This window comes from Paenarthrobacter nitroguajacolicus (assembly GCF_031455195.1).
GTDB classification, from domain to species: domain Bacteria; phylum Actinomycetota; class Actinomycetes; order Actinomycetales; family Micrococcaceae; genus Arthrobacter; species Arthrobacter nitroguajacolicus_D.
This window is the reverse complement of record NZ_JAVDSH010000001.1, coordinates 439,696-452,451: the sequence shown is the minus strand read 5'-3', so window position 1 is coordinate 452,451 and position 12,756 is coordinate 439,696. Positions and strand designations below refer to the sequence as shown.

11 protein-coding genes are annotated in these 12,756 nt (G+C 63.3%); 5 read left to right on the top strand and 6 right to left on the bottom strand.

All coding sequences use genetic code 11. The annotated features are described in order from the left end of the window. Window positions 1-6: 6 nt before the first annotated feature. The 4 genes from J2Y68_RS02110 to J2Y68_RS02095 form a co-directional block, all read right to left on the bottom strand. A complete protein-coding gene (locus J2Y68_RS02110; RefSeq protein ID WP_309989064.1) occupies window positions 7-1,554 on the bottom strand; it encodes an aldehyde dehydrogenase family protein in 1,548 nt (515 codons plus the stop codon). 24 nt (window positions 1,555-1,578) lie between these two features. After that, window positions 1,579-2,484 (bottom strand): NAD(P)-dependent oxidoreductase, encoded by a 906-nt coding sequence (locus tag J2Y68_RS02105; RefSeq protein WP_309989061.1) that lies wholly within the window; start codon window positions 2,482-2,484, stop codon window positions 1,579-1,581. Between the two features lie 47 nt (window positions 2,485-2,531). Then, the gene (locus J2Y68_RS02100; protein WP_309989897.1) at window positions 2,532-3,371 is read right to left on the bottom strand and encodes a MurR/RpiR family transcriptional regulator; all 840 of its coding nucleotides are present in this window, start codon (window positions 3,369-3,371) and stop codon (window positions 2,532-2,534) included. A 227-nt stretch (window positions 3,372-3,598) separates the two neighbouring features. Beyond that, the gene (locus J2Y68_RS02095; protein ID WP_309989058.1) at window positions 3,599-5,530 is read right to left on the bottom strand and encodes an FAD-binding monooxygenase; all 1,932 of its coding nucleotides are present in this window, start codon (window positions 5,528-5,530) and stop codon (window positions 3,599-3,601) included. Between the two features lie 166 nt (window positions 5,531-5,696). Here J2Y68_RS02095 and J2Y68_RS02090 point away from each other — a divergent pair, with 166 nt between their 5' ends. After that, window positions 5,697-6,647 carry a 5'-3' exonuclease gene (locus J2Y68_RS02090; protein WP_309989055.1) on the top strand — a complete coding sequence of 317 codons (951 nt, stop codon included), beginning with the start codon at window positions 5,697-5,699 and terminating at the stop codon, window positions 6,645-6,647. Window positions 6,648-6,783: 136 nt separating this feature from the next. Further along, a complete protein-coding gene (locus tag J2Y68_RS02085) occupies window positions 6,784-7,344 on the top strand; it encodes a Clp protease N-terminal domain-containing protein (protein WP_309989052.1) in 561 nt (186 codons plus the stop codon). 91 nt (window positions 7,345-7,435) lie between these two features. Here J2Y68_RS02085 and J2Y68_RS02080 read toward each other — a convergent pair whose 3' ends face one another. Next, window positions 7,436-8,524: a fatty acid desaturase family protein gene (locus J2Y68_RS02080; protein ID WP_309989048.1), complete on the bottom strand. Its 1,089-nt coding sequence runs from the start codon at window positions 8,522-8,524 to the stop codon at window positions 7,436-7,438. A gap of 184 nt (window positions 8,525-8,708) precedes the next feature. Between J2Y68_RS02080 and J2Y68_RS02075 the strand changes: the two genes are divergently transcribed. Together J2Y68_RS02075 and J2Y68_RS02070 are read left to right on the top strand one after the other, a co-directional pair. After that, complete coding sequence (locus J2Y68_RS02075) at window positions 8,709-9,128, top strand: YciI family protein (protein WP_211712572.1); 420 nt, start codon at window positions 8,709-8,711, stop codon at window positions 9,126-9,128. Between the two features lie 48 nt (window positions 9,129-9,176). Next, entirely contained in the window at window positions 9,177-10,430 is a 1,254-nt protein-coding gene (locus tag J2Y68_RS02070; RefSeq protein ID WP_309989042.1) for an RNA polymerase sigma factor, read from the top strand. Window positions 10,431-10,630: 200 nt separating this feature from the next. Here the strand turns inward: J2Y68_RS02070 and J2Y68_RS02065 are convergent, their stop codons facing one another. Continuing rightward, window positions 10,631-11,554 (bottom strand): helix-turn-helix transcriptional regulator, encoded by a 924-nt coding sequence (locus J2Y68_RS02065; RefSeq protein ID WP_309989040.1) that lies wholly within the window; start codon window positions 11,552-11,554, stop codon window positions 10,631-10,633. A 130-nt stretch (window positions 11,555-11,684) separates the two neighbouring features. Here J2Y68_RS02065 and J2Y68_RS02060 point away from each other — a divergent pair, with 130 nt between their 5' ends. Then, window positions 11,685-12,728 (top strand): NAD(P)-dependent alcohol dehydrogenase, encoded by a 1,044-nt coding sequence (locus J2Y68_RS02060; RefSeq protein WP_309989036.1) that lies wholly within the window; start codon window positions 11,685-11,687, stop codon window positions 12,726-12,728. Window positions 12,729-12,756: the final 28 nt, after the last annotated feature.

Below are 12,756 nucleotides of genomic sequence, written 5' to 3'. Positions count from 1 at the left end.
TTCCTGCTAGTAGGACAGTGACGGGAAAGGGGATCCGGCCGCACGGGTGGGAACCCAGACAGCCTTCGTCTGCGTGTATTCGTCCAGGACGCCCGGTCCGGAGGAGCGGCCGTGGCCGGAATCGCCGAAACCACCGAAGGGAACAGCGACGTGGATGGTTTTGTAGGAGTTGATCCAGAAGGTCCCAGCCTTCACTTCGCGGGCAATGTGATGGGCGCGGGAGATGTCCGAGGTCCACACGGCGCCGGCCAGGCCGAAGTTGGTGTTGTTTGCCCGGGCGATGGCCTCACCCTCGGAGTCGAAGGCATCCGCACCCACCACGGGACCAAAGACTTCCGTGGTTTCCAGGCGGTTCGCGGGTGTCACGCCATCCAACAGCGTGGGCATGACCCAGTGTCCGCCCGACAGGTTCGAGCCGGTCAGCGACTCAGGCAACGCTCCTCCGGTAAGGCGACGGCCGCCGTCGTGCATTCCGGCCTTAATCAACGAGGTGACAGTGGCGAACTGAGGTGCCGTGATAATCGGACCCACTTCCGTTTCGGCGTGCATCGGGTCGCCGACCCGCAGCCGGGCGGCGCGTTCAGCCACCATTTCGACGAAGCGGGCGTGCACCCTGCGCTCTACGAGCAGTCGCGAGCCGGCGACGCAGGATTGGCCGGCACCGGAGAAGATCGCGGAGATCGCTCCATCGGCGGCCCGCTCCAGGTCGGCGTCGGCGAAAACGATGTTGGCGCTCTTACCGCCAAGTTCGAGTAATGCGGGTATGCCGGCCTGCGCAGCTGAAACAGCGACGCGGCGCCCTGTCGGGACCGAACCGATAAAGCTGACTTTCCCTACCCTTGGGTCTGAAGTGAGCCGGGCTCCAACAGTCTGTCCCAGCCCAGCCGCGACGTTGAAGACGCCTTCGGGGAGTCCGGCTTCGTGGGCCAATTGGGCGAGCCGGACAGTTGTGGCCGGCGTGAATTCGCTCGGCTTGATGATCACTGCGTTGCCAGCGGCGAGCGGGGCGGCTGAGTTCCAGCCGGCCGTGAACAGCGGAGCGTTCCAGGGTGTAATGGCGACGACGACGCCCCACGGCACGCGTTCGGTGTAGGTATGCCAGGGTCCCGGCACGGGGATTGTTTGGCCGGTCAGTTTGTCCGCCCAGCCTGCGTAATAGCCGAACATTTCAGCGACCTTTGCGGCCTCAACGCGGGCGTCCCGGATGGGCTTGCCGGTGGTGGCTGATTCGAGGATCGCCAGCTCTTCACCATGGGCTTCGACAACCCTGCTGACGTTCCGGAGGATGGCGGCGCGCTCGAACCCGTTCAAGGCGCCCCATGTTGCCGCGCCCCGGACGGAGCTGTCCAGGATGGCGTCGGCACCGTCGGCTCCAGGATCGGAGTAGGCGGCAAAGGGTTCACCCGTAGCTGCCGACGTCAGGGTGATGGTGTCGCCGGATCCCAAAACCACGTGCCCGTCGAGGAACGCGCCCAGACCGCCGGGAAAGGCTGATTCCAGGACGTCGCGGGCGGTGGCGGTGGAGGATGCAGCGGGTGCTGTGGTGATGCTCAAAGTACTGTCCTTCGTTGGGAGAGGCTAGGCCACGGTGGTCTTGTGGGGGGCGCCGGCGGGAGTTATTGCGGGTGCTACCGTCCTGGCGATTTCGGTGAAATCTGCTGCCGGTCCAAGGGCGGCCAGGGCTTCCTGCCACTGGCTGGCCGCTGCCGCCAGGAGCTCAGGCTGTTCGCCGATCTGCCGGGCGACATCGATGGCGAGGGCGGCGTCCCTGGCCATCAGTCCCAGGGAAAAGCCGGAATCGTGGGTGCCGGACAACACCCAGTTGGGGTACATGTTGGCGGAGACTTTGCTGCCGCCGGAGGCATTGCTGATGCTTGAAGCCGCCACGGCCGGGTCGATGCCGTAGGCCTTCGCCACGCCGAGTGCTTCTCCGACGGAAACCAGGTTGGCTGCGGCCAGGACGTTGTTCAAGAGTTTGACGACGTTGCCACTCCCGGGGCCGCCGATGTGGGCGTAGCTGCCGCCCGTGAGGGCTTCAAGGACGGGCCGCGCGGCCTCCGCGGCGGTACGGCTTGCTCCGACGAAGGCGCTCAGGGTGCCGGTCGCGGCTCCCTCGCGTCCGCCGGAAACCGGGGCGTCAATGAAGGCGGCACCTTTGGATTCAGCCAAGATATCCATGGATTTGCTGGTGGCGGGCTCGGAGGTGGTGGTGTCCACAATTGCGATGGTCCCGGGTGCGGAGAGGAGTACCGGCACTGTTGCCTCGACAATCGCAGCCGAGGGGAGGGAAAGCACGACGAAGGGTGTGCCTGCAAGGTCCTTGAGTTCTGCGGTGGTGGATATTCCAGCCTGCGCAGCTGCATCGCGTGCAGCTTCCGAAGGGTCGAACCCGGTGACTTCCCAACCCGCGCTGTGCAGGGTGGTGGCCATGGTGCCACCCATGGATCCCAGGCCGATGACGGCGACGCGGCGGTTGTTGCTCATGAGGTACTCCTAGAGGGGTGTTGAGGTGTGGCGGCCGACGGGTGGCCTCAGTCCAGGTAGATGTCCAGGTCTTTCCAGAGTTGCTGCGTGCGGCGGATGGCAGCGCGGCTGCGTTCCGGGTGGGCCGCTTCCATGCCGGCCAGCAGGCCGTAGACCATGGAGTTCGCTGCAGTCACGGACTGGAAAAAGGAGATGCCTTCCGAGGCAACAATCAGCAGATGGTCCGCAGCGGCGGCCAGCCGGCCTCGACGCATGTCGCTGATGGCGATTACCGTGGCCCCCGCTTGCTTGGCGGCTTCGGCCGTAAGGATGATCTGTTGGACGGACCGCCACATGTTCACCACCACCAGGACGTCACCGGCGCCGAGGCTGTTCGCTGCTGATGCAAGATGGACTCCGCCGCGGTTTTCCAGCGTGATGGGGTAACCCATGGTGGACCCCAGGTGTGCCATGACGCTGGCCGGTCCAGCGAAAGACCCGATGCCGATGGCGGTGATGGACCGAGCTGAGGCAAGGGCAGCGATGGCTGCCTCGACGTCTTCGGCGGTGTTTGAGTCCAGCGTGAGCCGCAGGTTCTCGATGTCGTGGTTCAGTGCGTCGTGGAGGGGGCTGCGATGTTCGCCGTGTTCGAGGAGGGTGTCTTCGGTTGAAATCATCACCAGGTACCGGGACCGCAGTTCGCGTTGCAGGTCCGGCCAGCCCCGGTAGCCCAGCCGCTGGGCCGTGCGGACGACGGTGGAGTTGTTCACGTCCGAGCGCTGTGCAATTTCGGCGATGTCCGCGTACGAAGAGAGTTGCGGATTACGGGCGATGACCTCCACAACACGCGCCTGGGACTTGGACAGCGCAACCTCTGGAAGGGCGTCCCCGAGCCACGCATGATCCATGGGTTCCCGCGCTGCGGGGGAGGAGCCAGCCTCGTCTTGCTTGGTTGTCACGGTCTTTTACTCCTTGTAACCCACATCACGCTGCAAACTGATTTGCATTTAACATACTCTGCAATTTGGTTTGCGACTAGGGGTTTGCGTTACGGGGATGTAAATCTTCGGGACACCGTTAAGTACCAAGTGCCGGGGAACCCTGCGTGGGTTCCCCGGCACTTGGGGGTACATCGTTAGGCTTGGTTGCTCACCAGGCCATGTGCGGCGGCACTTACCGTGTGGTGCGCCGAAAGCAGGGGCCTGAAGAACTCGCCGAGTTCCGCAGTTGCAGTCAGGGGCAGGACGTTGGCGACGTATTGGTCGGGGCGGACCACCACTACGACGCCGTCGCGGCTGAGTCCGCGCTGTTCGAAGATGTCGTTTGCCGGGTCGGTTCCGAAGACCTTCTCAAGGTAGGTGAGCTCGAAAGGGCCGACGGTGGGTTTGAACGCGACCGGGACGGCGTTGATGTCAACGCCGGTGTGGTCCTGCTGGTAGATCACCTTCACGTCGAACCATGCGTCGCGGTCAAGGTTCGACGGCGTCGCGGCCAGCGGCGAGTCGCTTGCGGTCGCGAGCCACTCGGCAAACTCCGCGACCGGGCCCTCGGTACCCGCTTGGGCGGCGTCGGCGAAGACGTAGATCCGCCAACGGCCGTCCGCTTTGGCGTGGTGGCCGAGGTGCATGGGGTTTGTGTCGCAGACGCGCTGGACGGGGGCGGACTTGAAGCGCTTGCCTACCGGGAAGCCTGTGGCGAGTTCCTGGTGCTTTGCCTCGGCAACGAGCAGGGAGGGCGCGTACTGCGTCATGAACCCGGCAGGGAACTCCGCGGTGCTGGTGTAGAAGGTTTCCAGTTCTGCCGGGTCCTCGAACTCTTCGGGTTTCTTGGCCATGAGGGTGGACCATTGCTTGTCGAAGTCGATGAGGTTCTTCGCCACCACCTGACGCTCGGCCGAGTAGGTATCCAGCAAGGACTCCGGGCTACGGCCTTCCAGGACGTGCCCGAGCTTCCAGCCGATATTGAAGCCGTCCTGCATGGACACATTCATGCCCTGGCCGGCTTTAGCGGAGTGGGTGTGGCAAGCATCTCCGGTGATGAACACCCGCGGGGTGCGGGTACCGCGCTCCTCCGGCAGAACGTCGTCGAACCTGTCCGTCAGCCGGTGGCCAACCTCGTAGACGCTGTGCCATGCGACGTTGCGGACATCCAGGGTGTAGGGGTGCAGGATGTCATTGGCCTTGGCGATGATTTGCTCGATGGTGGTCTTCCGCACCGCGCCATGATCATCCGCGGCGACCTCGCCCAGGTCCACGTACATCCGGAACAGATGCCCGCCCTCGCGCGGGATCAGCAGGATGCTCCCACCAGAGCCGGACTGGATGGCGCACTTGGTGCGGATATCGGGGAAGTCCGTCACCGCGAGGACATCCATGACGCCCCAGGCATGGTTGGCCTGGTCCCCGGCAAGATGGCAGCCAATGGATTCGCGAACCTTGCTGCGCGCGCCGTCGGCACCCACGACGTATTTGGCTCGGATGATGCGCTCTTGGCCTTCGTTCGGACCGGAGGTGTGGCCCAGCGTCACCTCGATGGGGTACTCGCCCTGGCCGGTGACCTTCAGGCCGACGAACTCGTAGCCGTAGTCGGGCCGCATCCGGGCCGGGGAGTTGGCCATGAACTCGGCAAAGTAGTCCAGCACCCGCGCCTGGTTCACGATCAGGTGCGGGAACTCGCTGATCCCCGCGGGGTCATCCACCGCGCGGGCAGCACGGACGATGCGCGAGTGGTCGGCCGGGTCCGGCTTCCAGAACGCCATCTCGGTGATCCGGTAGGCCTCGGCAATGATCCGCTCCGCGAAACCAAACGCCTGGAACGTCTCGACGCTGCGCGCCTGGATCCCATCGGCCTGTCCAATTGCGAGCCGGCCCGGGCGACGCTCAACGATGCGGGTGGTGACTCCCGGGAACTGGGACAGCTGCGCCGCCGTCAACATTCCTGCCGGGCCGGTGCCCACAATGAGGACATCTACTTCATCGGGAAGCCCGGCTGGTCGATCGAGGCCGACGCCGGCCGCCGGCTCGACTCGGGGGTCACCGGATACGTAACCGTGGTGGTGGAACTGCACGGGCTTTCCTCACTTCTTCGTGGGCTGGTTGACATTCGCTTGTTCGATAATAGAACAGCCTGTTCTATTATCGCTCATACCATCGTAATGCGGCTCACATGCGCGTTCAAGTCCTTTCAGGATTGCCCGCAGATGCACGCCAGTTCCTTCGAAATATCGGTTGGTCATGTCAGGATCAGGTATGCCTCGACTGATGCTCCTGGACACTGCCTCGCTTTACTTCCGCGCCTTCTACGGCGTGCCGGATTCGATCCGTCGCGCAGACGGGACACCGGTCAATGCGGTCCGTGGCCTGATGGACATGATTGCCCGCCTCATCACCGACTATGAAGCGACCCACCTGGTGGCCTGCTGGGACAACAACTGGCGCCCGAAATGGCGGGTAGACCTCATTCCCAGCTACAAATCGCACCGGGTGGCGGAGGCGGTTGCGGACGGGCCCGACGTCGAGGTGGTCCCCGACCCGCTGGAGGCGCAGATCCCCCTGATCCGGCGTGTTTTGGAGCTCGCCGGCATCGCCGTCGTTGGCGTGGACCACCACGAAGCCGACGATGTCGTTGGTACCTACGCCAGTCAGGCGCCGTTCGCCGCCGATGTGGTCACCGGAGATCGCGACCTTTTTCAACTCGTCGACGACGACCGCGGCGTTAGGGTCATTTACACCGCTCGCGGCATGAAGAACCTTGAGGTGGTTACCGACGTCGTAGTAGTGGGTAAGTACCGGGTGCTGCCCCAGCAGTACGCCGACTTTGCGACGCTGCGCGGCGACGCCTCCGACGGACTGCCCGGCGTGGCCGGAATCGGCGAAAAAACGGCAGCGTCCTTGTTGGGCGAGCATGGCTCGCTGGGAGGCCTGCTGGAGGCGGCCGAAGCGCCCGACGGCGGTTTGTCCGCTACCGTGCGGGCCAAACTGTCCGCCGCAGCGGACTACCTGAAGGTGGCACCCGCCGTCGTCAACGTGGTCCGGGACCTGAAAGTGCCGACGCTCGAACAAGCAGGCGCCGAACTGCGGCCGGTGACGGGAGATTCGCGCGCTGAACTTGAGCGGCTCGCTACCGAGTGGAACCTGGGTGGCGCAGTGAAGAGGCTCCTGGATGCGTTGGACAAGCTCGGCTGAACCTCGAATTCACAGCGGAATAACAGGTTCACAACAGCGCGGACTGGGGTAGCCCCTCCATCGTGTTAAGAGGACGGCACACCTGACCGTCCCTCAGGCACGGACCGAGGCAACACGGTCCATTGAGGAGAGGTATATGTCGAAAACGAAGAGAATCACGCTAGGCATCGCGGCCGGAGCCCTGGCCCTTGGCGCGGGGATGGGAGTGACGGGAATGGCTACAGCAGCCACCACCCCTTCGCCGAGCGCCACATCCTCTACGGATGCGGGCACCAGACCGGCGGATCCGGGCGGCAAGCCCGGCGGACACGGCCACGGAAGGGACGGCGGTCAGATTGCCTCCCAGCTCGCAACCAAGCTGGGTGTTGACGAAGCCAAGGTCACCGAGGCACTGAAGGCGTTCCGCCAGGCCAACAAGCCGACCACTCCACCCAGTGAAGGAACGGAAGGCACCAAGCCGGACCGGACGGCGCAAGAGGCCGCGCTGGCCAAGTCCCTGGCTGCGGCACTGGGCGTGGACGAAGCCAAGGTGACCAGTGCGCTGGAGGAGATCCGTACTGCAGGCCAGGCTGAGCGTGCAGCTGCGCTGAAGACCAGACTCGATAAGGCTGTTACCGACGGAAAGCTAACGCAAGCCGAAGCCGACGCCGTGAGCAAGGCTGTCGAAGCCGGGGTCATCGGAGGCGGTGGGCGCTAGGCCACCGTACCTCCCTGGCTGAATGCCAACTGAAAAGGATCCCTCAGGCTTCGGCTTGGGGGATCCTTCGCGTCTTGTTTCGGGGAGACACTTAATGCGGCCTGAACTGCTCCGCAACGGGACACTCAAAAGGTTCCCCGGCAAACAGGCCTACACCGTCCAGATACTTCACAACGATCACATAGGAAGCAATCAAACTGGTCTCCGTGTAAGGAATGCCCAGATCATCGCAGCACCCCCTGACGATCGCAGAAGCCCGCTGGAGGTACGGCCGCGGCATGTCGGGGAAAAGGTGATGTTCGATTTGGCGGTTTAATCCGCCCATCAGGGTGTCCATCAACAGGCCGCCGGTGATGTTGCGTGCCGTGAGGACCTGGCGGTTCAGGAAGTCGGCCCTGCTGGACGGTGGGAGTATGGGCATTCCTTTGTGGTTCGGTGCAAAGGAAGCGCCCATGTAGAAACCGAAAACACCCAGTTGTACGCCAAGGAAAGCACATGCCATTCCCAACGGCAGGAGCGAAAAGACCAAGACCGGTACAACCAGCAACCGCAGCACAATGACGGGGATCTCCACCCATCGGTGGTCCACTTTCCCTTGACGCAACAGGTATTTCAACGAATCAATGTGCAAGCTGACACCTAGGAAAAACAACAGGGGAAATAGCAACCAGCCCTGTTTGTGGGTGACATGCACCATGACTCCATGCCGGACGCTTGCCGCCGCGGGGTGGAACGCAATGGCTCCAGTGTGGATGTCCGGATCCTTATCGATGACATTGGGAAAGTTATGGTGCCTTGTGTGCTTCTGCGCCCACATGGAGTAACTGATACCCACAAGTCCTGTGCCGATCAGTCGAGCGGACCACTCGTTCATTCCTTTGGACTTGAACACCTGCCGGTGAGCGGCTTCGTGCGCCAGAAAAGCAAACTGGGTAAGTACCACGCCCATGAACGCTGCGATGAAGAGCTGGAACCACGTATCCCGGAGCAGGAGGAAACCGCTCCACGTTCCGGCCCATGCGATCATCAGGACGATGAAGATGGTGATGTAGAACCCTCTGCGGCGCTGAAGCAGCCCTGCATCGCGGACGGACCTCAGGAGTGCGGAGTACGAGTTGACCGCCCGGGCGGTGGCACCTCGCTCCGGACGGTACTTCTCGGACGAAACTTCTGGTGCCATGGTGCCTCTAGCCAATTACCGGTGGACTGAACACATCGTTTTCCACCGTCTCTTCAGAGTACGCCCCAACCCCACACAAAGCCCGCGAAAAATCTCGAGGCAGGATGTCGATATTTCCTCGACCCACTCGACCTATGGATGAGAAAGTCGAAGGGACTTTCCACGACACAGGAGATTGAGTGAGATGGCGAAATACATGTTGATAATGCGGGCCGACGACGATTCCTACGCCAAGTTCGAGAATATCGACTTCAACGAGATCCTCGAAGCGATGGGCAAATTCAATGACGAACTGATCCGTGCCGGGGTGCTGCTTGCTGCCGAGGGTCTGGAGGATGCCAAGGAAACCGTGGTGGTGGACTTCACTGGCGAAACTCCGGTGGTCACAGATGGCCCCTATGGCGAAACGAAAGAACTCTTCGGCGGCTTCTACATCCTGGACGTTGCTTCCAAACAGGAGGCTGTCGAGTGGGCGCGGCGGGCACCCATGACCGCTGGAACCAAGACCGAAATCCGCCGCGTCACAAGCATCGACGAGTTCCCCCAGGACAACGAATGGATCCAAAAGGAACGGGCATGGCGCGAGCAGACCGGACAACTCTAAGAGGTCGCGGACAGAAGCCGGCCGCAACTGGAGTGAGCGACAACTGAGATGAGGAGCAACGAGGCCAGGGCCGCCGTCGAAGCGGTGTGGAGAAGTGAGTCTGCCCGCATCGTCGGTGCCCTGGCCCGGTACACGGGCGATTTCAGCTTGGCCGAGGACGTGGCACAGGAGGCCGTCGCAGAGGCTTTGGTGTCGTGGTCCGTTAATGGCATCCCCGCCGAACCAGTGGGTTGGCTGCTGACCGCAGGCAGGCGTCGGGCGATTGATGCGTTCCGTCGGCGGGCCACCCGCGACGAGAAGTATGCGCTTCTTGCCAACGACCTAACGGACGAGGAACCGGGCGCGGACTCCCTGTTTAACCCGGAGGCGATCGACGACGACGTGCTCGCTTTGATGTTCATCGCATGCCACCCGGTGTTGTCCCGGGAAGCACGCATCGCCTTGACCCTGCGGGTGGTGGGTGGCATGGGCACTGAGGAGATCGCCAAAGCGTTCCTGGTGCCCGTGCCAACCATTCAGGCCCGCATTACGCGCGCCAAGAAGACTTTGTCCGCAGCCCACATACCTTTCATGGTCCCCGAACTACCTGACATCCCAGAGCGGCTGGGGTCCGTGCTTCACGTCGTGTACCTCATTTTCACGGAAGGAGCCTTTGCCTCCGGAGGAGACTCGTGGATGCGGGCGGAACTGGCCAGTGAGGCCCAACGGCTTGCCCGTGTTCTGGTACGGCTCGCGCCCGAGCCCGAAGCCTACGGGCTTCTTGCGCTGATGGAATTGACGGCAGCCCGCTTTCCCGCTCGGCTCGACCCGGCAGGCAACCCCATCCTCCTTGAGGATCAGGATCGACGACGGTGGGATCAGGCGTCGATACGTCGTGGCCGGGCGGCGCTGGCGACGTCGGTTGCCCTGGGCCGCGGGCTAGGTGCCTACGGACTCCAGGCAACCATCGCGGAATGCCATGCCTTGGCTTCGACAGCAGCCGAGACCGATTGGCAGCGGATTGTGATCCTCTACGAAGCACTTGGCCGGCTGGCTCCGTCGCCGGTGGTTGATCTGAATCACGCGGTTGCCGTAGCAATGGCCACGGGTCCGGCCGCCGGGTTGGACCTCGTAGATGCACTGGCGAGCCGGGGTGCGCTGAACGGTTCGCACCTCTTGCCCACCGTACGGGGGGAGCTGCTCACCAGGCTCGGACGGTTCGGGGAAGCAAAGGAAGCCCTGGGCCTAGCCATGGATTTGTGCTCGAACGCCGCGGAACGCTCCGCATTGGAACGCAAGATCGCCGAGCTGCCGGGGCAGTAGGACGCGACGTCGGGGGCGCAAGCGATTCGGTTCGATCATGCGGGGCAGACGTACTCCTCGTCGGTGACCAGCTCGCCCCACGTGGTTTCGGAGCCGTCCGTCACTCCGGCGGTTTCCCCCCGGTGAAGAGATGCGCCGGCCCCTTGGTGCTGGTGGTCTTAGGAAAGATATGCATGGTTCCTTTGTGTTCTGGCTGGGGACTACTGGTTCTGAGTGTTCCGTAGCGCCTCGTCCTGCAAGCGATCACGGGAGGCATCGGGCTGCTGCATGGTGGCGGCCCAGCTGGCAAGCAGGCGGAAGGCGTCCGCCGTCGGCGTATCGGGTTCCGCGTTGTAGACAGTCAGTGTCAGCCCGGTGTCGGCGGCGAACCCCATGGCCTCGTACAGCATGCGGAGCTCTCCAACGATCGGATGCCTGAAGAACTTCTGCCCGGTGTAGTGCTGTCGGACGTTGTGCGCGGCCCACCGCACCCGGAATTCCTCGCTCCGGGTGGACAGTTCACCCACCAAATCCGTCAGTCCCCGGTCGTAGGGGTCCATGCCGGCCTCGGTGCGCATGATCGCTACGGTGTCGTTGGCTGCGCGCTCCCAGTCCGGGTAAAAGGCGTGGCTGCGTTCGTCGAAGAAGAGATAACGGGCAAGGTTTGGCGGCTCGGCCGAATTGCCGTTATGACCGGAGTGGAGGTCGGAATACAGTGCCCGCCCCAGCGCGTTGCTCGCCAGGATGTCCAGGCGTCCGTTGCGCACGATCGCCGGTGAGTTGGTGATGGCGTCCAACGTCAGTTGCACTCCCGCGCGGATGGCCTGTTTCCGGGCGGGGCGTCGACGCGGCCGACCACCCTCGCTGGCCGCGCGGGCGAGGTCGTAGAGGTGGGCCCGCTCGGCCTCGTCGAGTTGCAGGGCGTTGGCCAGGGACTCGAGCACGCTGTCAGATGCCCCTGAGAGGTTTCCTCGTTCCAGCCGGGTGTAGTACTCCACGCTGACCCCGGCGAGCATGGCAACCTCGCCGCGGCGAAGTCCTGGGACCCGTCGGTTGCCGCCGTACGCGGGCAGCCCCGCCTGCTCCGGAGTGATCTTTGCCCGCCGGGTGGAGAGGAAGTCGCGCGTCTCGGTCCGGTTGTCCATGGTTCAACGGTAAGACTTTTGGCCGGCTAAGGGAGTCACTGCCAGTACCCCTAACAGCAGTGTCTCCCTTCCTTTCAGGCAAAGAGTGTTAGATGGAAACATCCACTTAAGACATACACGCAGGAGAAACATGCCTACCGCTTCCGCATTTGCTTCACCCTCGGCCACGGGCGACCTGACCCTGACCACCATCGACCGCCGTGAGGTGGGGCCGAACGACGTCCATATCGACATCAAGTTCGCCGGAATCTGCCACTCGGACATCCACACCGTCCGCGGTGACTGGGGCCCCCAGCAGTACCCGCTGGTCCCGGGTCATGAGATCGCCGGTATCGTCACCGAAGTCGGCTCCGAGGTCACCAAGCATAAGGTGGGCGACCGCGTCGGCGTCGGCTGCATGGTCAATTCCTGCAAAGAGTGCAAGAACTGCCTGGCCGGCGAAGAGCAGTACTGCCTCAAGGGCAACGTGGGCACCTATGGCGCAGTGGACCGCGACGGCACCATCACCCAAGGTGGCTACTCAACCAACGTTGTGGTGAACGAAGACTTTGTTGTCACCATTCCGGAAGGTCTGGACCTCGATGTTGCCGCACCGCTGTTGTGCGCAGGCATCACCACCTTCTCCCCGCTGCACCACTGGGGTGCGGGTCCCGGCAAGAAGGTCGCCATTGTCGGCTTGGGCGGTTTGGGCCACATGGGCGTCAAAATCGCCCACGCAATGGGTGCCGAGGTGACCGTCCTGTCGCAGTCGCTGAAAAAGATGGAAGACGGCCTCAAGCTCGGCGCGGACCACTACTACGCCACCAGCGACCCCGCCACCTTCGAGGAGCTGGCTGGCACCTTCGACCTCATCATTAACACTGTCAGCGCTTCCATCGACATCAGCTCCTACCTGCAGCTGTTGAGCCTCGATGGAACGTTGGTCAACGTTGGAGCGCCGGCTGAACCGCTGCCGGTGAACGCCTTCGCCCTCATCGGCGGCCGTCGCCGGTTCGCCGGTTCCATGATCGGCGGCATCCCGGAGACCCAGGAAATGCTGAACTTCTGCGCCGAGCACAGCCTTGGCGCAGAAATCGAGGTCATTCCCGCGAGCCAGATCAACGAGGCGTACGAGCGCGTGCTTGCCTCCGACGTCCGCTACCGCTTCGTCATCGACACCTCCACCATCGGCTAGGACCCCCGGCGACACCGTAAACACGGCG